The sequence below is a fragment of the Bacteroidales bacterium genome (assembly GCA_023228145.1).
In the GTDB taxonomy this organism is placed as follows: Bacteria; Bacteroidota; Bacteroidia; order Bacteroidales; family CAIWKO01; genus CAIWKO01.
This window is the reverse complement of record JALOBU010000020.1, coordinates 15,737-36,143: the sequence shown is the minus strand read 5'-3', so window position 1 is coordinate 36,143 and position 20,407 is coordinate 15,737. Positions and strand designations below refer to the sequence as shown.

Sequence of the window (20,407 nt, the reverse complement as noted above, 5' to 3'; positions counted from 1 at the left end):
CGGCTATGGAAAAAATAGCAAAAAAATATTTACTCTTTTACTTCAAGTTTAAATCCGGTGCCATGAACATTGGTAATACTGATGTTTTCTTCATCTTTTAAATATTTTCTCAGTCGGGTAATAAAAACATCCATGCTTCTCCCTGTAAAATAATCGCTGTCGCCCCAGATGGATTTCAGGGCAATTTCACGGTGTACAAGACGGTTTTTATTTACACATAATAGTTTAAGCAAATCTGCTTCTTTACGGGTAAGGTATTGTTCGCCAGATGAAGACTTAAGCACCATATTGGTATAGTCGAAATTTAAGCTGGAGAGTTCATACACTTCTTTGTTGTCAATCAGAGGAAATAATTGTTTTTTCTTTGAACGCCGTAAAATAGCTTCGATACGAAGGCTTAACTCTTCGGTACTAAATGGTTTAGTAATGTAATCATCACATCCCAGCTGAAATCCTTTAATGCGGTCTTCTTTCAGTGTTTTGGCCGTTAGAAAAATAATCGGAATTTCTTTATTGGTTTTTCTTATATCCTTTGCAATTGAAAAACCGTCTTTTTTGGGCAACATCACATCAAGGATAATAAGGTCAAAATACTGTGAATTAAACAAATTCAGAGCATCTTCACCATTATCTGCGAAAACAGTTTCATACATCAGAATTTCCAGATAATCCTTTAATACGAGACTGAGGTTAGGATCGTCCTCTACAAGCAGGATTTTTGTTTTATTGCTTTTGTGTGAAGTTGTGTTCATCGTTATTTATTTTATTAAAATTAAATGGAAAATACAATTCAAAAACAGAGCCTTCGCCAATCTCGGACTGGATCAACTCAATAGTGCCGTGATGTGCATCAATAACAGATTTGACATAAAAAAGCCCCAGGCCAAAGCCCTTAACATTATGAACATCGCCTGTATGAACCCTGAAAAATTTCTTAAAAATATGTTTTCTGTCAACAGCCCTAATTCCAAGTCCATTATCCTGGATGTGAATAGCAATACCGTGATGTTTATTTGACGTTGAAATCTTAATCTCAGGCTTCTCCTGAGAATATTTTATCGCATTATCAATCATATTTGTTATTACATTGATAAAATGCAGTTCATCAACATTAATGATAGTATGAGCTGCCGAAAGGTCTGTAGTTATGATACCATGTTTTTCTTTAACTATCAGATTGAATATATCAACTGAATTTTCTATAATCCTGTGTACATCAACTTCTGTAGGGTTAGTTTTAAGACCCTTATTATCAAGTATCGAAATTTGCAATACTTGTTCAACCTGGTTTCTCAGCCTCATATTTTCGTCATAGATAATATTGGCGTACTTTACTGTTTTTTCACAATGGTCAGTTACTTCTGGCCTCATGAGCATTTCGGCAGCTACAGAAATTGTGGATATAGGTGTTTTAAGCTCATGAGTCATATTGTTAATAAAGTCATTTTTCATTTCTGAAATCTTTTTTTGCTTCAAAATATTAAAAATAATATATAAAAAGCTTCCGACAAGAATCGACAGAAAAAGCCCGGAAATTCCTAATAACCATATAAACATTTTTCGTGTTATCAATTGCTTTTCATCCGGGAAAAATACAGCAAGAGTATAGGGATTTTTTTCGTATACCCTGGCAAGAGATATTTTATACTTTGAGTTGAATATTTTCTGAATATGTTGGGAAGAATAATTTCCACAAATAATCTTTTCATTATTGGCATCAATAAGCCCGTATATATAATCCTTATGAGCCTCGAAACAGCCAAAATTGCTTTTCATCATCGTATCAATGACATCACAATATGTTTTTTCAAACCAATCGATATGGTTTAAAGTATCTTTGGTTTTCAAATTTGAATCTGAAATTACTCCGGATTGAAGTAATTTCTTATTATTATAAAGTTCGTTTTCAATTTTTGTCAGCCCGGTCTGAATCATAAAATTAAATTGCTGAGTCCGCAATATTATTGCCCTGTCAACCCATTTAAGCTGCGTGATAATTACACCAATTAAAGATAAAGAAGCTATAATGACAATTAAGTGGATAACACCTTTCTTCATACAACAAAGTTAATTCATTTATTCTCTTTTATTTAGTAAACAGGGGGTTTAACCAAAAATTAACAATCATAATTATTTGCATGCTATATGTTAAGTGTTATTCTTGAATCACAGAGAGTTTGTATTAAATATGGCATTATTAACAATTTGTCGTGGGGGACTATTTTCAATCAAAACCTTTATTTTTGATAAAAATATTATATGGAAACAATGAAAGCCGAATACACAGGGAATTTACAGATAAAACTAACTCATTTAAGCGCAGGGACGGTGATTTATTCCAATGCCCCTGTTGATAACGGCGGGCTTGGAACAAGTTTTTCTCCAACAGACCTTGTGGCCTCATCTATGGGGGCTTGCATTTTAACCATAATTGGTTTAGCCGCCAAAAGCCACAATTTTAGCATAGATGGTGCAAGTGTAATTATCAAGAAAGTTATAGGTACAAATCCAAGAAGAATTTCAGAAATTGGCCTTACATTTGATTTTTCATCTGTGCAACCCGGACAAAAAGAAAAAAAGATAATAGAATATGCCATTGCTAACTGTCCTGTGGCTCAAAGTTTACACCCGGATATTAAACGCAGAATCATTATTAACTATTAAAGAATAAATTTATGATATTTAATTTGCAAATAGGACTTTCTCACAAAGAGGTGAAAAAAGTAGCATTTGAAGATACTGCTGCTAAATATGGCTCAGGTCTTGTTGAAGTTTTCGCTACTCCCGCCATGATTGCACTTATGGAAAATACCTCATTAAAGGCAGTGCATAATTACTTACCGGAGGGCTACAACACTGTAGGCACCGAAGTTTCAGTGAGACACCTCAAAGCAACAAGCATTGGAGCGACAGTTATCTGTGAAGCAATACTGGAATATATTGAAAGTAATAAACTCAAATTTTCTGTAAAAGCATGGGATGAAGAAGGGTTAATTGGAGAAGGAACCCATGTACGCTATATTATTAATACCGAAAAATTTATGTCAAAGTTGAAAAAAGACAATCTATAACCATTTTTTCTTAATGAAATAACATAAAAACACAATGACAACTGCAAGCATAACTCCCGACACTATTAAAAAAGCCGAAGAATGGCTTTGAAAAGGCAGGTTGATATTCATACCGTACAAACTTGCAATAAATGTCATTGGGAGCATCACTGTTGAAATAAGCGTAAGAATTTTAATAATTTCATTGATGCGGTTTGTCTGAAGTGAGTCATAAGTTTTTGCCAGGCCCTCAATTAACTCCTTATCGTCTTCTATCACGTCCCAGAGTTTCTGATAGTAGTCAAGAATATTTCCCCAATATTCTTCCATATCCTCTGCAAATCCTTTCACTTCACCTGATTCAAACTTGTGAAACAAACGTAACTGGGGGCGGAAGTTTGTGTCTAGTAAAATGATATTTTTGCGTGTTACCGAAATTTTTTCAATGATTTTATCGGATTTTGCCCTGAACAATCCATAATTTATTTGTTCTACTTCGCTGTCAATACGTCCGATAAGTGCAAGAGTTTCCTTCATTAAACGCTCCATAATTTCGTATAGCAGGGCATCACTTGTCTCGGAGCTTAGTTCAAGTTTAAAAGCGTTAAGGTCTTCTTTTACTGAATTAAAAAACTTCTTAACGATCCAATGTGAATTTCCGATGGTAATAATAAATTCTTTACCCCAAAATATTTTCACTTCTTTGGTGTCAAGAAATTTATTGGTTTTGTCAAATACGGGAAAATGAAGAATTAAAAAATAATAATCGTCGTAGATGTCAATTTTGGGTCGCTGTACTTTACTTCGACAGTCCTCAATATCAAGGGGGTGGAAGTTGTAATTTTCAATCAGGTAATCGAAATTTTCGTCGCTAGGATTTAAAATATGCATCCAGCTAAACGTATTGAATTTGATGGTTTCTATCATAGCCATCCCCCTCCGTTGTTAAGCAAAATTCTACATTCCGTGATTTATTTGCTGCAAAATTAATTTTTTTATTGGTTTTTACTAAGATTTTTTTGTTCTATACACAATCAATTATGCTTCATAAAATTGAAATTTGCTTTCCGTCATTTGCAACCATGAATATGAAACCAAATATTGGGAGTACCGGAATCGTCAACAATTTTTATCCAGCCGCTCTGCTCTGAAACAGGCTTCAAGGTATTAATGTCTTTGGCTTTACATGGAAGGGAATTGTACTTTTTAACAATGACTTCAGCCCACAAACCTTCGGTTTTACCGGTGAGATTTACCAAATAATAATCGCCTTTCAGCAATGCAATTTTTTTGCTTTTTGCTTCGGGTTTTTCACGCAAATTAAGTCCTATGTCAATTGACGGATAAAAACTTTCTTTTTTCTCAACAAAAAAATCAAACCAGCTTTTCGTGGTAATTCTTAAATAACCCAAATCTTTTTTTGATATCCAAAATCCCCTGCCTGTGCTGTTTGCAAGCACTTTCAAAACCCCATTTTTTTCTTCAAAATATTTCAGGAAAAATGTTTTGTTTTGGAATTCTGCCATATCCTCGTTTCTGATGCGGAAGGATGCTGCATTTTTTTGCAATGAATACATCAGGTTTGCAAAATTCTTTTTGTATAAAGTACCGATTTTATTTCCGCCGGGAGTGTCATACAAATCAAAAACTGCTGCCGGAAAATTTATACACAATTCCTGGGCGCCTTTTTCGGGTATTAGAAATCCGATGCCATATTTTTCTAAATCGCTTGACTGGCTGTTGGCCCATTGGGTAAAAAATAAAAATACGAAAAAAAATACGAGTTGTTTTTTCATTGACAATTACAACTTTTTGAAAAATAAATTTGTGTATAAGGCAATAAGTCCTGTATATATTTCTGATTTTCAAAATTAACCGGCATCACTCTCATATCAAGTTCTTTCAATGTAGCTATCAGTTTACCAATTTCCCGGGGCAGCGTAGAAATTGCATTGCCCCATAAATCCAGGTAATTTAATGCCATCAGGTTTCCTGTTTCAGCAGGTATGCTTGTCAGGTTATTCTGATTTATTATTAATGTTTTCAACTGCAACAGATTTCCAACAGATGAGGGCAGCAGGGTAATCTTATTTGAAGAAGCATCCAGAGTTGTTAATGACTTCAGCATGCCAATACTCGAAGGAAGCATATTAAGCTTATTTTTTGAAAGGTTCAGAATTGTTAAACTATCAAGTTCCCCGAGAGAAAAGGGAATATCAGTTAGTTTATTATGCGAAATGTTTAAAATATGCAATCCGTTTAACAAACATATTTGTTCTGGCATTTCTTTTATTTTGTTGTGTGACAGGTTCAGCTCATATAAATTTTTAAAGAGGAAAACCTCTGCGGGTATTTGTTTAAGTTTCTTCTTCTGTAATTTGAGCCTGTAAACCTGGTCGGGATTTTTCATGGCTTCATCAAGAGAGTAAAATACTTTTTGTTTCATCGTTTCCTCAATCTGCCCGAAAGAAAAAAATGAATATACCATGTTGCAAAACACCATAAAATATATAATATGGTTATTGCTTAAACTATTTCTCATAAAATTTCTTTAATACCAGTTCTTTATCAGAAATAAGCTGCTTGGCTAATAAATCAGGACTTTCGAATTTTTTTTCATGACGAATAAAAAAATGAAAATTCAATTTCAGTTCTTTATTATAAAGATTTTCCTGAAAATCAAAAATGTGAACTTCGATGGATAGCGAGTTTTTCTTGAATGTTGGCTTATAGCCAATATTGCACATTCCTTTATAACAGGCATCGCCTATAGTTACCATGACTCCATATACGCCGACGGCAGGAATCAATTTGTAGGGTTCTTCAACCGCAAGGTTTGCTGTTGGAAACCCGATTTTTTGTCCTGTTTGAGAACCTTTTACAACCTTGCCTGTAATCATATAGGGATACCCCAGTAATTGGGCTGCAAGCTTAGTCTGCCCGTCCTGAAGCAAGTTTCTTATTTTGGTAGAACTTACTACTAAGCCATTAATCGCTACGGGAGCCACTTCAACAACATCAAAATTATATGCTTTTCCGAGTTCACGAAGTTTCTCTTGAGTTCCTGAGCGCTGTTCACCAAAACGGTGATCAAAGCCAATGGTAATATATTTTGATTTTAACCTTTTAACGAGATAATCCTTAATAAACGATTCATAGCTTGTCCGGGCAAATTGTTCCGAAAAATCTATCAGTACAACATCATCAATACCAAGCATTTCAAAAAGTTTCAACTTTTCCTTTATGCTTGTAAGCAGTTTTAATTTTTGCTGGTCTTTTTTAAGGACGATACGCGGATGAGGTTCAAAAGTAACAATTACAGTTTTAAGATTTTTATCTTTTGCAATTTCCGTCATTTTTTTTATGATAGCACGATGGCCTGAATGCACTCCGTCAAAGGTTCCCGTGGAAACCACTGTCTGGAAATCGCAACAAATTGAATTTATATCATTATAAACTCTCAAAGCATGTTTTTGCATAATGAACAGGCAAAATTAAAAGATATTTTGCGAGCTAACGCTTTTTTTATTTCAAAAACACTATTTTTGTAGCTTTAGTTTTATTTACCTAATTTATAAATAATCATAATGTCTGCAAAAAGCAAAGGAAAAATCTACCAAATTATCGGCGCAGTGGTAGATGTTATTTTTGAAAAAGAAGAAGACCTGCCTAAAATTTATGATGCGCTCGAAGTGCAAAAAGATAATGGAGAAAAACTCATACTGGAATGTCAGCAGGATGTCGGAGAGAACACCATGAGATGTATCGCTATGGATTCTACTGACGGGTTGCGTCGCGGAGTTGAGGTAAAATGTACCGGGTCCCAGATATCCATGCCCGTAGGAGATTACATTCGGGGCAGGCTGTTTAATGTTATTGGCGATACCATTGACGGCATAGAACAGGTTTCAAAAGAAAAAACCTACACTATCCATCGCGAACCTCCAACCTTTGAAAATTTGGCAACATCAAAGGAGGTTCTTTATACCGGTATTAAAGTTATTGACCTTATCACACCATATGCCAAAGGAGGAAAAATTGGGTTGTTTGGTGGTGCCGGTGTTGGCAAAACGGTCATCATCATGGAACTTATCAATAACATTGCAAAAAAATATTCAGGCATGTCTGTTTTCAGTGGTGTGGGTGAACGTACACGTGAAGGCAACGACTTGCTGCGAGATATGATTGAAGCCGGGGTGATCCGTTATGGTGAAAAGTTTAAAGAAGACATGGAAAAAGGAGGCTGGGATTTGTCATTGGTTGACAGAAATGAAATCAGCAATTCACAAACGACCCTGGTTTTCGGACAAATGAACGAGCCTCCCGGTGCGCGTGCACGCGTTGCTCTTTCGGGATTAACCCTTGCAGAATATTTCCGAGATGGAGATGAAAAAACCAGCGGGCGTGACATTTTGCTATTCATTGACAATATTTTCCGTTTTACCCAGGCCGGCTCTGAAGTTTCTGCATTATTGGGGCGTATGCCCTCTGCCGTTGGGTATCAGCCAACCCTTGCAACTGAAATGGGTATCCTGCAGGAACGCATCACATCAACAAAAAACGGTTCCATTACCTCTGTTCAGGCCATCTATGTTCCTGCCGATGACCTTACCGACCCAGCACCCGCCACCACATTCTCCCATCTGGATGCCACAACGGTTTTAAGCCGAAAAATTGCTGAAATAGGTATTTATCCTGCCGTTGACCCACTTGATTCCACATCTCGTATTCTTACCCCCGATGTGGTAGGCGAAGACCATTATATTGTCGCTCAAAAAGTAAAACAAATATTACAGCGCTATAATGAATTGCAGGATATTATTGCTATTCTTGGTATGGACGAACTCTCTGATGAAGATAAACTTATAGTTCAACGTGCCCGCAGAGTTCAGAGATTTCTTTCCCAGCCGTTTTTTGTTGCCACACAATTCACCGGGCTGGAAGGAAAATTTGTGAATATTGAAGATACTATCAAAGGCTTCCGCATGATACTTGACGGAGAAGTTGATATATATCCCGAAGCTGCCTTTCATAATGTCGGCACTATAGAAGAGGCCATAGAAAAAGGAAAAAAACTCTTAAAACAATAACTGCACATAAGTTCAGGAAATATGCATATAGAAATAATCTCGCCCGAAACAACTATTTTTAGCGGTGAAATACAAAGAGTGAAATTTCCGGGCAAAGAAGGTTCTTTTGAAGTCCTTAATAACCATGCGCCAATTGTTGCCTTATTAAAAAAAGGTAATATCGTTATCACAGAGCAAAATAATCAGATTACAAAAATTGAAATTTCCGGCGGAGTTGTGGAAATTAAAAAAAATAAAATTATTGTATTAGCCGACTAACCTTTAAAACATATATTTTATGTCTGATTCCATTTTAAACAAAATCGGCCCCGGTGTTGTTACCGGAGACGACCTGCAATATATTTTCAATGTAGCTAAAAAGAACAAATTTGCACTGCCTGCAGTTAATGTAGTGGGAACTAATTCTGTGAATGCAGTTATGGAAGCGGCCCGGATAGTTAATTCTCCTGTTATAATTCAGTTTTCTAATGGAGGAGGTTTGTTTTTTGGAGGTAAGTCTCTAAACAATGCCGGAGAAAAAGCCGCTATTGCTGGAACTATTTCGGGCGCATTACACATTCACCAGATGGCAGAGTTTTATGGAGTTCCCGTAATCATACATACCGACCATGCAGCCCGTAAACTCCTACCCTGGATTGATGGTTTGCTGGATGCCGGAGAAAAATTCTTTAATGAAAAAGGAAAGCCATTATTTAGTTCTCATATGCTTGACTTGTCAGAAGAACCTCTGGAAGAAAACATTGCCACCTGTGAAAAGTATCTTGAACGCATGAGTAAAATCGGCATGACATTAGAAATTGAATTGGGTATAACAGGAGGAGAAGAAGATGGTGTGGACCACAGCGATATTCATAGTTCCAAGCTTTACACTCAACCCGAAGATGTCGCCTATGCCTACGAACGGCTCAGTAAAATCAGCGACCGTTTTACTATTGCAGCTTCTTTTGGCAATGTACACGGCGTTTATAAACCGGGAAATGTAAAACTTGAACCCATTATTCTTTTCAACTCCCAACAATACATAACACAAAAATACAACACTCCGGAAAACCCCGTGAATTTCGTGTTTCATGGGGGTTCAGGTTCCGAGCCTGAAAAAATCAGGGAAGCTATTTCATACGGTGTTATCAAAATGAATATCGACACTGACACTCAATGGGCTTACTGGGAGGGAGTTTTTAATTACTATAAAAAAAATGAGGCTTATTTACAGGGGCAATTAGGAAACCCCGAAGGGTATGACAAGCCCAATAAAAAATATTATGACCCGCGTGCCTGGCTTCGCGAGGGAGAAAAATCTATTGTTGAAAGACTTAAAATTGCTTTCACTGACCTGAATGCCATCAACAGAAATTAAATACTCTTTTGATTAATTACTACAAGCTAAATTATTAAGCTGTGTCGTTTCGGCACACTTTAATAAATCTTATGGCTTTTATTTTTATTTAAATTTTTAATTATTCATTTATCATGAAAAAAATACTCTTACTAATCATTATGCAGGCGTTATTATTTTCTCTGTCGGCGCAAAATGATATTAAATGGATAAGTTTCGACAACAGCAAAGACAAATACGATTTTAAGTATTTTACACGGACTGATATCCAAAGTCCAAAAGCGGTTTTTACCATACCACACAACAAACCCTTTCAGCAAACCAAGCACAGCATTTTCATCCGTAATTACAACAGCAATCTGAGTGAATTCAACGAAACGGGAATTCCTCCCGAATCCCCTGTAACGGTCTCCATTGGTTCTTTCCATGATTATATTGTTTTTTACGGCTCAATGGATGACAATGCCAACCCTATGTCGCAATATGCAAAAGCAAACAGGATACTTATCACGGATAACGACATGAATCCACTGGTAACAAAAGAATATCCCCTTCACGGCAAAAGGCATAAATTCACAGGTTCGCCTGACATATTCTATTCCTGCGACAGCACTTTCCTGATAGTTGTTAACTCTGAAATTCAAAATTCAGACAAACCAAGCTTTAAAGAAGCACCCGTAATTCACTACATTGATATTTTTGACAAAAATCTTTCGCTTGTATGGAGTGATTCCGTTGATTTTAACATGGTTTTTGGAGTAACTCCAAACAACGACAACCTTGTTGTGGACTATGTTAATGGCAAACTTGTAGTGATTGCCTCATGCAATGCGGAAAAAATAAAAAAAATCAAGCCACAGCTGTTTATTGCATTATTTGACCGCCCGCAATCCTATAAAATAATAACAAAAAAAGATTTTATCTATGAAGGATTTTCATACGGAACATTAATAACAAAAGAGGGAAAAGTATATGTGTCCGGGCTGAATATGGTTACCACCGTTGGCACGTTTATTCCTCAAAATAAACAATTATTTTTTCTGAGCAAAGACATTATCAATACAAATACAGAAGGTTTATTTAAAACTTATGAAATAGATAAAGATTTTGAAACGGAATATGCTGATTACAAACCATGGCTGAAAGAAAGCATACGCGGGCCTTTTGACTTATTTCTTATTAATGGAAAAATATTTTACTGTTCTGAGCACCGATATTATGTAACATCCACTTCCTCTTCCGGAAGCACTTCATCAACCACTTATTATTTCAAACACATCACACTTATGTGCTTTGACACCGATGGGCAGATTGAATGGCTGCGCATGCTAAACAAAAATGTTGCCAGCAAAGCAGCATATGCTGAATTCTTCTGCCAGGCTTATCCTTATGAAAACGGCTTGTGTATTTTTTACTATGATTATGCCGACAATATTTCCAGTGCCAAGTTTGCTGACAAACCGCGTGTTGCCATAGATGATAAACTCTGGGTTGCAAAAGCTGTTATTTCGCCTGAAGGAGAAATAAACAGGTCTATGATTACCAATATTGGGGCTTATAAAGTCAGAGCTAACCTCCCGAAAATGGAAAGAATTTCGGGTAAACAATTTCTTTTCGTGGGCAGGGGTTCGGTGCTGCCAAAATACAACGAGCAGTATTATGGTTTCTACAATATGGATTAGGGTGTAACTTTTGCAGTTATAATTCCGGAAAATTTATTTCATCTTTTACCACAAAAGCATCCGGAAATTCATCTAATAGTTTTTGTTTAAACCCTTCCGCGTCCATACGTGTGCGAAAATCTCCCACACGAACTTTATAATAAGGCGATTGAAACATCAGGTAAACACCCTGTTCGGGAAACATGGCCATAAAGATGCCTTTTTTATCATGTGCCCGTTTTTTTGAATTATTGCCTGATTCAAAAAAAATCTGTACACGCCATCCGCTTATTTTCTGTTTCTGATTCAGGTATTTGTGTTTTTCGACCAAAGAAACAATGCGCGGGTCTTCTATAACAGTAATTTTCTGTTGGGCGGCAAGCCTCAACGAAATAATGCTAAAAAAAAATACAAATAAAATTGAAACACCGAAGTATTTCATGAGATAACTATTTTGCTAAATATTCTATTTCTTTGGGGTGAACACTCATAACCGGGATGGGCGAATTGTTTACCATTTGCTGGGCATAAGGGCCAAGCCAGATGTTCGACAATTCTTCTTCCTGTTCCGTCATGATAATTATGAGGTCAGCGTCTATTTGTTCGGCATACTTGATGGTTGCGGAAGTGATGTTATCTGCATCAACGGATTTAACAACATGATTCACTCCGTTTTCTTTCAGGAATTTTGAAACCTGGGCAGTATAACTTGATACTTTGCTGCGAATAGTTTTCAAAGAAGAAGATTGCAGTTCCAGCACATGGATTTCGGAACAGAAACATTTAGCAAACTCCATAGCAAAAGGTACTTTCTGTCTTGTGGACATTGAATTATCAATAGGGAGAATTACCTTTTTGATGGTTTTCTTCAACGGAAACGTATCGCGCATGGTAATCACGGGGCAAGGAGAGTACGCAACGATTTTGTTTGCGTTACTGCCAATCCAGAAAGATTCAAATCCCGAAACACCATGTGAGCCGGCAATAATCAGATACGCATCGTTATAATGTGCCTGATTGGCTACTTCTTTATAAACTTTTCCTTTGCGTAGTTTATAAGTAAGTTTCCCTTTTTTCAGTTGTTTGGAATATTTTTTTATCAGTTCTTCGAGGCGTTGTTTTGCTTCCTGGCGATGTTCGTGGGATGTATTATCAAAAATAGAATCTTCGGATTCGGGTTTATCCACCCATACCATCATAATCTGCGCACTGACAACATTTGCAATAACAATGGCAAATTCCAATGCCTTTACTGAATGTTTTGAAAAATCAATAGCAACCAGTATTTGTCTCATAGTTTTATCTTTTTCTTGTTTCATGTTGCTAAATTACTTAAGTTTTCCGATATTTGAGTAATTTGTTACTAAAAAATACATTTTTTAAAGGATTTTATCATACTCATTTTTGATTATGAGTATTTTATAGTTATTTGTTTTTCTTTTAAGCAAATATTATTCAGGAAAGCGTTATTTTTGTTTAAAAATCAATAAAGATGCCAGACAGCATTCTGAATCCCGACAAAGAACATCTCACTCCTAACGAGCTCGAATACGAAAAATTCTTACGGCCAAGTTCTTTTGCAACTTTTTTCGGACAGGGGCAGGTGGTTGAAAACCTTAAAATTTTTGTTCAGGCAGCCAAACAGCGAGGTGAATCTCTTGACCATGTGTTGTTACACGGGCCTCCGGGATTAGGAAAAACCACTTTAAGTTATATAATTGCCAATGAATTGGGTGTAGGGATTAAAGTTACATCCGGGCCCGTGCTCGACAAACCCGGCGACCTGGCTGGCCTGCTTACCAATCTGGAGCCCAACGATGTATTGTTTATTGATGAAATACACCGCCTTTCGCCTGTAATAGAAGAATATCTGTATTCGGCCATGGAAGATTACAAGATTGACATCATGATTGAAAGCGGCCCGAATGCCAGAAGCATACAAATAGCCCTGAACCCATTTACACTAATCGGAGCTACTACCCGCTCCGGATTGCTTACTGCCCCGCTGCGTTCCCGCTTTGGTATCAACACACGGCTTTCTTATTATGATTCGGAAATATTGCAATCCATTATTGAACGTTCTGCAGATATTATTAATGTAAAGGTCGAAAAAAATGCCGCCTTTGAAATTGCCCGCCGCAGCAGGGGAACCCCGCGTATTGCCAATCTTTTGTTGCGGCGTATCCGCGACTTTGCACAGATAAAAGGAAGCGGGATTATTGATATAAAAATTACCAATATCGCTTTATCTGCTCTTAATGTGGACCAAAACGGGCTGGATGAAATGGATATTAAAATACTTACCACTATTATTGATAAATTCAAAGGCGGGCCAGTTGGGTTAAACACTATTGCAACAGCAGTCAGCGAAGATGCCGGTACCATTGAAGAAGTGTATGAACCCTTTCTGATTATGGAAGGATACTTGATGCGCACTCCCCGCGGGAGAGAAGCCACCGAAAAAGCATATAAGCATCTTGGAAGGATTAATCCAAACACCCAGCAAACACTTTTTCAGTAACAACAATGCTTGCCGATAACTTTTCAGCCCTTCTGAAAAAGAAAATCCTTGATACAGGCGCCTCTGCATGCGGGTTTGCTCAAGCTGAGATTTTAGAAAATGATTTGGCGTTTTTGAATCAATGGGTCAAACGCGGGTTTCATGCCCTAAAGGATTATTTAGAAAAAGACACTGAAAAACGTGCCGACCCCCGGCTTGTATCACCAAACGCAAAATCCGTTATTTCTGTTTTGTATAATTATTTTAATGAGGACACGCTTCCCGAAGCACAACACTACAGAATTTCGAGATATGCTCATGGCCGGGATTATCACGATGTGATAAAAGAAAGATTAGGACCTGTTGTAGATTTTATTACCACTGAAACCAGAAGTAAAAACACACAACTTTTTGTTGATTCAGGCCCTGTACTTGAAAAAGCATGGGCGAAACTTGCCGGTAACGGCTGGATAGGGAAAAATACCCTCCTTATTAACGAGAAATATGGAATATTTAATTTTATCGGGACAATAATTACTGATATCAAACTGGATTATGACACGTCTGTACCAAATAACTGCGGAGATTGCAATTTATGCATTGAAGCATGTCCCACCGTAGCGCTGTCAGACGATTCAGGATTGGATGTGCGAAAATGTATCTCTAATTTTACCATGCAGAAAAATACAGAATTACCAACAGCAATACGTGATAAATTTAATAATTACATTTACGGCTGCGATATATGCCAGGATGTTTGTCCGTGGAATAAAAATATCGAATCAGGCAAAAGTATTTTCCCTGTTTCAGAAAAGCTAAAAGCCCTGAAAAAAGAAGATTTTGAAAATCTGACCGAAGACGAATTTGATAAAATTTTCAGCGATTCGGCTATCCGTTGGATTGGTTATAAAACCCTTAAAAGAAACATTGATTTCCTGAAATAAAAAAGGACAATTCTGTATAAACAAAATCGTCCTTCCTTAAAAAAATCATCAGCTTTTCAACCCCCATCATCTAACTGTTCACTGATAACTGCTATGTCTCCTCGCGGGGACTCGAACCCCGGACCCATTGATTAAGAGTCAATTGCTCTACCAGCTGAGCTACGAAGAGATTTCCGCCGCAAAATTATAAATTTTATATGATTTTTCATAGTGTAAAATTAATGCCGTCACTTTATGTATTTGAAGTAATAACTTATTACATTTATGATATCTTTCAGAAAACAGCAGTGGCGGCTTCTTAAAGAGCCTGTATTTTCGATTATTCCGACAAAGAATGTGATTGAATCATATTGCTTTTAACCTTGACTGATTGTTATTCAAGAATATTTTATTAAGTTTGAACCCCTTATTTTATTAATTAAATTTTTTATCATGAGAGACACATCTTATTTTGATTTAAATCCTAATCCGCTCGTTCAGTTTCTGAACAAACCAACCACTGATTTTACAAAAGAAGACATCATCCGTTTTATTTCCGAAAAGGGAATAAAAATGGTTAATTTCAGGTATGTGGGTGGCGACAGCCGTTTGAAAACAATGAATATTATTATTAATAACAAAAAGCATTTAGACACCTGCCTTTCCACAGGAGAACGCGTGGATGGTTCCAGTCTGTTTTCCTATATTGAGGCGGGTTCAAGCGATTTATATGTCATTCCACGTTTTCGCACCGCTTATATGAATCCGTTTTCAGAAATACCCACTCTCGATATCTTATGTTCTTATTTTAACAAAGACGGTGAACATTTGGCATCATCTCCCGAATATGTTTTACATAAAGCACACAAAGTGTTAAAAGAAAAAACCGGGTTTTCCTTTGAAACCATGGGCGAGCTGGAGTATTATATCATCAGCGAAAAGGATGAACTTTTTAATGCCACCGACCAAAGAGGCTATCATGAATCGGCCCCTTACAATAAATGGGGTGATTTTCGCACGGAAGCATTGCATCTGATATCTCAATGCGGCGGATATATCAAATACGGGCATTCTGAAGTAGGTAATTTTTCAATTAACAACCTGAACTATGAACAAAATGAAATTGAATTTTTACCCGTTGCCGTGGAAGATGCCGCCGACCAACTGGTGATTTCAAAATGGATAATCCGCAATTTAGCGTACAGCTATGGCGTTAATGTTACTTTTGCCCCCAAAATAACCGTTGGAAAGGCCGGCAGCGGCATGCACATTCACACACGCCTGATGAAAGACGGCAAAAATGTGATGGTAAAAGATGGCATATTAAGCGATACCGCCAGAAAAGCCATTGCGGGATATTTAACCCTTGCACCTTCGCTCACGGCTTTTGGCAATACAAACCCCACATCCTATTTCCGCCTTGTGCCTCACCAGGAAGCCCCCACCAATATATGCTGGGGCGACCGCAACCGTTCGGTATTGGTGCGCGTACCTCTGGGATGGTGTGGGATAAACGACATGATAAGCAAGGCCAATCCTCTTGAACCCATTCCTACAGAAGATTTCAGCGACAAACAAACCGTAGAATTTCGCTGCCCCGACGGTTCGGCAGACATTTATCTGCTTATGGCCGGGTTGACAGTTGCTGCCCGCCATGGACTTGAAATGGAAAATGCATTGCAGTTTGCGGAAAAAACTTATGTGGATGTGAACATCTTCTCGGAAAAACATAAAGAAAAAGCCAAATGCCTTCAGACTCTCCCATTCTCCTGCTGGGACTCTGCCGAAATCCTGGAACAACAGGCTGAGATTTATAAAAAATATGACGTTTTTTCACAAAATATTTTAGAGGGGACTGTTAAAGGATTGAAAGCTTATGACGACAGGGACTTAAGAGAAAAACTCAAAGATAATAAAGATGAGCTGCTAAGGCTTGTTGAGAAGTATTTTCATTGCGGATAATTCAAATAATCTGCCGGAGAAATAAACTTTCGGGGACATAACTGTCTGATAAAATTTTAAAGGTAGATTAGAATTATATTATCAAAAATCAGTATTGCAGGGTTCTGAAAACATTTGAATGTTTACATGCAAAGAAAGTAATAACTTTGCCTGAAAGTTGATTTAGTTTTACAATTTTTCATGAATCATCCTGCCAAAGTACTTTATATCACCTACGACGGCCTTACCGACCCTCTTGGCAGGTCGCAGATTTTGCCCTATTTAACAGGCCTGGCAGAATCAGGTTATCAGATATATATTTTGAGCTTCGAAAAAAAAGAAGCTTTTTCAGAGTTTAAAATCTCTGTCGAAGCGCTGCTGAAAGGCACCAATATCTCATGGTTCCCGATGAAATATACAAAAAAGCCGCCGGTGTTTTCAACAGTGTTTGATATTTTCAAATTAATCAGGTATGTAAAAAAACTTAATAAGGCTCATTCTTTTTCTATAGTTCACTGCCGAAGTTACATAGCGTCTTTTGGAGGCCTTGCATTAAAGCTGAAAAGAAAGACTCCCTTTATTTTTGATATGCGGGGGTTTTGGCCTGACGAAAGAGTGGAAGGTAAATTATGGAACCTGAAAAATCCTTTTTATTTGTTGATTTATAAATACTTTAAAAAAAAGGAATATCAATATTTACTAAATGCCGACACCTTGATTTCCCTCACCGAAAAAGGGAAAAAAGAACTGATAAAAAAGTACAATATTCAGGCTCTGGAGAATAAAACAACAGTAATTCCTTGTTGCGCAGATACAAATTTTTTTTCCAGGCAAAATATTGACGAAAATATTTTAAAATCCAAAACTGAAAAATTACAAATAAAGCCAAATGACTTTATTATTAGTTATTCCGGCTCGCTTGGAACCTGGTATATGCCCGATGAAATGCTTGACTTTTTCGGACAATTACTCATGCAGTATCCCGATGCCAAATTTTTAATTATTACTCCTGACAATCCTGAAATTATTTATAAAAAAGCCGGAGAAAAAAACATCCCTGCTGAAAAAATCAGGGTTGTCAAAGCAGGCCGTAACGATATGCCTTCGTTGTTGTCTCTTGCAAGATTATCCGTATTTTTTATCAGGCCGGTTTATTCTAAAACCGCATCGTCACCTACAAAAATGGGAGAGTTAATGAGTCTTGGAATACCTTTTATCACCAATTCGGGAATTGGCGACGTTGACCAATTGATAAAAGAAAATAAAGCCGGGCTGCTGATTCATGATTTTACCACAGAAGCATATCAACATGCCATACAAAAAATTCCAGAACTTTTACAGTTATCTCCTGAAAGTATAAGAGCTGTGGCGTTGGAAAAATATTCACTTTCCCGGGGCATTGAAACCTACAAAAGCGTTTATGAATATTTGGTTAGCAAAGCAAAATGAATGAGCGCAGCATAACAGAAAAAAAAACAGGCTTTGACCTGGTACTGAAAATGGTTTCCGGCTTGTGCTTAGGAGAAAAAGGACGTAACCTTGCCTTAGAAGTTTCTTTTTGTGACGATATTGTTATAATTGAAAAAAATTTGTCCCGCACCGAAGAGCTCGTCGAGATATTAAAATTTTCAGACCCATTTCCCGCAGATACTTATTATAATTTTGATGCCGAATTTCAGAGGATTAAAATTGAACGAACTTATCTGGAGCCTGAAAATCTGGCGGAATTAAGAACCACTTTAGTCATCACCGAGAACATTATTAATTACATAAAAGCCAGAAAAAACACATCGCCCTTTCTATACAATATGGTTTCTGCCATAGAATACAACAAAGAGGTGGTAAAGAAAATTAACCGAATTCTCAATGATAAAAATGAAATTCGTGATGACGCTTCTCCGGAATTAAAAAAAATCAGAAGTAATATTTCCGCTATAAAGCATAAAACGGAAGGGCGCTTAAGGCAAATACTTCAGCATCTTAAAGATGATAATACGGTTGCACATGATACCGAAATTACCATGCGCTACGGGCGTTGCGTTATTCCGGTCAGCGCTTCTAACAAACGCAGGGTAAAAGGATATATTCATGATGAATCTGCCACAGGACAAACTGTTTTTATTGAGCCTTCCGAGATTTTTGAAATGAATAACCTGTTGCGGGAGCTTGAAAATGAGGAACAAAAAGAAATAATCAAAATACTTATACTGTTCACGGATTTCATCAGGCCACAAATCCCGGAATTGTCTGAGCTGCTTTTATTTCTAGCGCAAATTGATTTCATCAGGGGCAGAGCTTTGTTTGCAATAGATACAGATTCCATAAAACCGAAAATACAAGAAGATCCCCATATAGAATGGATTCAAGCCAAAAACCCCCTGCTATACCTACATTTGAGACAAAGACAAAAAGTAATAATTCCCTGGGACATCTGCCTGAAAAAATCACAACGAATTATGGTGATTTCCGGGCCCAATGCCGGCGGTAAATCCGTTTGCCTGAAAACAGCAGGGCTACTGCAATATATGTTGCAATGCGGGTTTCTTATTCCGGTCAGGCAAGGTTCTGTCAGCGGGATATTTAAAAATATTTTTATTGAAATCGGGGATGAACAATCCATAGAAGAAGACCTCAGCACCTATAGTTCACACTTGAAAAACCTGAAAATACTTCTTGAAAATTCCGATAACAAGACTCTTTTTCTGATTGATGAATTTGGCAGCGGCACGGAACCTTCTCTGGGAGGCGCTATTGCAGAAGCTACTCTGGAAACTCTAAACAATACAGGTGCTTTCGGCCTTGTTACAACACACTATGCAAACATTAAAGATATGGCATCCTTGACGGAAGGATTTGTAAATGCTGCCATGCAATTCGACGAAATTAATTTGCGGCCTTTATATAAACTTAAAACAGGAATACCGGGAAATTCATTTGCCCTTGAAATTGCCGAAAGTTCAGGCTATCCGAAACAGATTATCGAAAAGGCCATGGAAATTTCCGGTCGGGAAAAAATAATTTTCGAAAAACAAATCCGGCAATTTGAGAAAGATAAAGAAGAATTTGAAAAACAAAAAGCACAAATCAGGCTGGCCGATGATTTTCTGGCTGAAATAATTGAAAAATATCAGAAACTTCTTTCCGAAACAGAAACCAAAAAAGAAATTATTCTGAAAAATGCTCGTGAGGAAGCCGTTGTTTTAATAAGAGAGGCAAATAAAACTATTGAAAATACCATCAGGGAAATAATTGAATCCGGGGCCGCAAAAGAACAAACACACAAGGCAAGGACTGAATTAAAAAAAATAAATGCAGAGCTGATTACAAACATCAACAAAACAGAAAAATTGAAAGAAGATAACACTCCTAAAAAACAAAAAGGCCTCAATAAAATGACAGAGCCAAAAGAAAAAAAACATCTTATGCCGGAAATAGGCAGTCTGGTTAAAATACCGGGGCAAAAAAACATGGGTGAAATAATTGATATCAAAAAGGACAACGCCATAGTACTTTATGACAACCTCCGTTTGTCTGTTCCATTGAGCCATCTTGAAGTAATTGATAAAAGAGATTATAAAAAGCAAGAGAAAATACTTTCCGGCAGCAATTATTCCGAATTTATCCATCAGCTCAATGACAAAATAGCAGCTTTTCATACAACACTTGATGTAAGGGGTGTTAAAGCGGCAGAAATCACCGATATGGTGGAAAAATATATTGACGACGCCCTGTTATTAAAAATTTATGAAGTGAGAATACTGCACGGTAAAGGCTCTGGCATTCTGCGGAATATTATTCATCAGTATTTATCTCACCACAAGCAAGTTGAGTCTTTTGCAAATGAGCATATTGACCTTGGCGGCGATGGCATTACCGTAATCAAGTTAAAATAAATTGGTTTGATTA

The 20,407-nt window shown here is 37.1% G+C and carries 19 protein-coding genes and 1 tRNA gene; 11 read left to right on the top strand and 9 right to left on the bottom strand.

Annotation, left to right across the window (positions count from 1 at the left end; all coding sequences use genetic code 11):
* Positions 1–29: 29 nt before the first annotated feature.
* Positions 30–752, bottom strand: coding sequence for a response regulator transcription factor (locus tag M0R16_10100; protein MCK9613233.1), 723 nt, complete (start codon positions 750–752; stop codon positions 30–32).
* Entirely contained in the window at positions 724–2,058 is a 1,335-nt protein-coding gene (locus M0R16_10095; protein MCK9613232.1) for a HAMP domain-containing histidine kinase, read from the bottom strand. The genes M0R16_10100 and M0R16_10095 overlap by 29 nt, the downstream gene beginning before the upstream one ends.
* Before the next feature lie 201 nt (positions 2,059–2,259).
* On the opposite strand from M0R16_10095, the gene M0R16_10090 reads away from it, so the two are divergent.
* Together M0R16_10090 and M0R16_10085 are read left to right on the top strand one after the other, a co-directional pair.
* Positions 2,260–2,664: an OsmC family protein gene (locus M0R16_10090; protein ID MCK9613231.1), complete on the top strand. Its 405-nt coding sequence runs from the start codon at positions 2,260–2,262 to the stop codon at positions 2,662–2,664.
* 11 nt (positions 2,665–2,675) lie between these two features.
* Positions 2,676–3,071, top strand: a complete 396-nt coding sequence (locus M0R16_10085; protein MCK9613230.1) for a thioesterase family protein — start codon at positions 2,676–2,678, stop codon at positions 3,069–3,071.
* On the opposite strand, the gene M0R16_10080 is transcribed toward M0R16_10085, so the two are convergent.
* The 4 genes from M0R16_10080 to M0R16_10065 all read right to left on the bottom strand — a co-directional run bounded on the left by M0R16_10080 (position 3,066) and on the right by M0R16_10065 (position 6,514).
* Positions 3,066–3,983, bottom strand: a complete 918-nt coding sequence (locus tag M0R16_10080; GenBank protein MCK9613229.1) for a magnesium transporter CorA family protein — start codon at positions 3,981–3,983, stop codon at positions 3,066–3,068. The genes M0R16_10085 and M0R16_10080 overlap by 6 nt on opposite strands.
* Before the next feature lie 137 nt (positions 3,984–4,120).
* Positions 4,121–4,846, bottom strand: coding sequence for a hypothetical protein (locus M0R16_10075; protein MCK9613228.1), 726 nt, complete (start codon positions 4,844–4,846; stop codon positions 4,121–4,123).
* Complete coding sequence (locus tag M0R16_10070; GenBank protein ID MCK9613227.1) at positions 4,843–5,592, bottom strand: leucine-rich repeat domain-containing protein; 750 nt, start codon at positions 5,590–5,592, stop codon at positions 4,843–4,845. Before M0R16_10070 ends, M0R16_10075 begins: the two co-directional genes overlap by 4 nt.
* Positions 5,582–6,514, bottom strand: a complete 933-nt coding sequence (locus M0R16_10065) for a bifunctional riboflavin kinase/FAD synthetase (GenBank protein ID MCK9613226.1) — start codon at positions 6,512–6,514, stop codon at positions 5,582–5,584. Before M0R16_10065 ends, M0R16_10070 begins: the two co-directional genes overlap by 11 nt.
* 123 nt (positions 6,515–6,637) lie before the next feature.
* Here M0R16_10065 and atpD point away from each other — a divergent pair, with 123 nt between their 5' ends.
* From atpD to M0R16_10045, 4 genes are all read left to right on the top strand, one after another.
* Positions 6,638–8,140 (top strand): F0F1 ATP synthase subunit beta, encoded by a 1,503-nt coding sequence (gene atpD / locus M0R16_10060; protein ID MCK9613225.1) that lies wholly within the window; start codon positions 6,638–6,640, stop codon positions 8,138–8,140.
* Between the two features lie 21 nt (positions 8,141–8,161).
* On the top strand, positions 8,162–8,398 hold the full coding sequence (gene atpC, locus M0R16_10055; GenBank protein MCK9613224.1) for an ATP synthase F1 subunit epsilon: 237 nt from the start codon (positions 8,162–8,164) through the stop codon (positions 8,396–8,398).
* A gap of 19 nt (positions 8,399–8,417) precedes the next feature.
* The gene (gene fbaA, locus M0R16_10050; protein ID MCK9613223.1) at positions 8,418–9,497 is read left to right on the top strand and encodes a class II fructose-bisphosphate aldolase; all 1,080 of its coding nucleotides are present in this window, start codon (positions 8,418–8,420) and stop codon (positions 9,495–9,497) included.
* A gap of 113 nt (positions 9,498–9,610) precedes the next feature.
* Positions 9,611–11,158: a hypothetical protein gene (locus M0R16_10045; GenBank protein MCK9613222.1), complete on the top strand. Its 1,548-nt coding sequence runs from the start codon at positions 9,611–9,613 to the stop codon at positions 11,156–11,158.
* Positions 11,159–11,174: 16 nt separating this feature from the next.
* Here M0R16_10045 and M0R16_10040 read toward each other — a convergent pair whose 3' ends face one another.
* Both M0R16_10040 and M0R16_10035 read right to left on the bottom strand, forming a co-directional pair.
* A complete protein-coding gene (locus M0R16_10040; protein ID MCK9613221.1) occupies positions 11,175–11,579 on the bottom strand; it encodes an SPOR domain-containing protein in 405 nt (134 codons plus the stop codon).
* A 7-nt stretch (positions 11,580–11,586) separates the two neighbouring features.
* Positions 11,587–12,432 (bottom strand): universal stress protein, encoded by an 846-nt coding sequence (locus M0R16_10035; protein ID MCK9613220.1) that lies wholly within the window; start codon positions 12,430–12,432, stop codon positions 11,587–11,589.
* A 197-nt stretch (positions 12,433–12,629) separates the two neighbouring features.
* Here M0R16_10035 and ruvB point away from each other — a divergent pair, with 197 nt between their 5' ends.
* Positions 12,630–13,658: a Holliday junction branch migration DNA helicase RuvB gene (gene ruvB, locus M0R16_10030; GenBank protein MCK9613219.1), complete on the top strand. Its 1,029-nt coding sequence runs from the start codon at positions 12,630–12,632 to the stop codon at positions 13,656–13,658.
* Between the two features lie 5 nt (positions 13,659–13,663).
* Positions 13,664–14,581: a tRNA epoxyqueuosine(34) reductase QueG gene (gene queG / locus M0R16_10025; GenBank protein MCK9613218.1), complete on the top strand. Its 918-nt coding sequence runs from the start codon at positions 13,664–13,666 to the stop codon at positions 14,579–14,581.
* A 96-nt stretch (positions 14,582–14,677) separates the two neighbouring features.
* Here the strand turns inward: queG and M0R16_10020 are convergent.
* Positions 14,678–14,750, bottom strand: a tRNA-Lys gene (locus M0R16_10020).
* Positions 14,751–15,013: 263 nt separating this feature from the next.
* On the opposite strand from M0R16_10020, the gene M0R16_10015 reads away from it, so the two are divergent.
* The 3 genes from M0R16_10015 (at position 15,014) to M0R16_10005 (ending at position 20,394) form a co-directional block, all read left to right on the top strand.
* Positions 15,014–16,522, top strand: a complete 1,509-nt coding sequence (locus tag M0R16_10015) for a glutamine synthetase family protein (protein MCK9613217.1) — start codon at positions 15,014–15,016, stop codon at positions 16,520–16,522.
* A gap of 180 nt (positions 16,523–16,702) precedes the next feature.
* Complete coding sequence (locus tag M0R16_10010) at positions 16,703–17,950, top strand: glycosyltransferase (GenBank protein ID MCK9613216.1); 1,248 nt, start codon at positions 16,703–16,705, stop codon at positions 17,948–17,950.
* Positions 17,947–20,394, top strand: a complete 2,448-nt coding sequence (locus M0R16_10005; protein ID MCK9613215.1) for a Smr/MutS family protein — start codon at positions 17,947–17,949, stop codon at positions 20,392–20,394. The genes M0R16_10010 and M0R16_10005 overlap by 4 nt, the downstream gene beginning before the upstream one ends.
* Positions 20,395–20,407 lie beyond the last annotated feature (13 nt).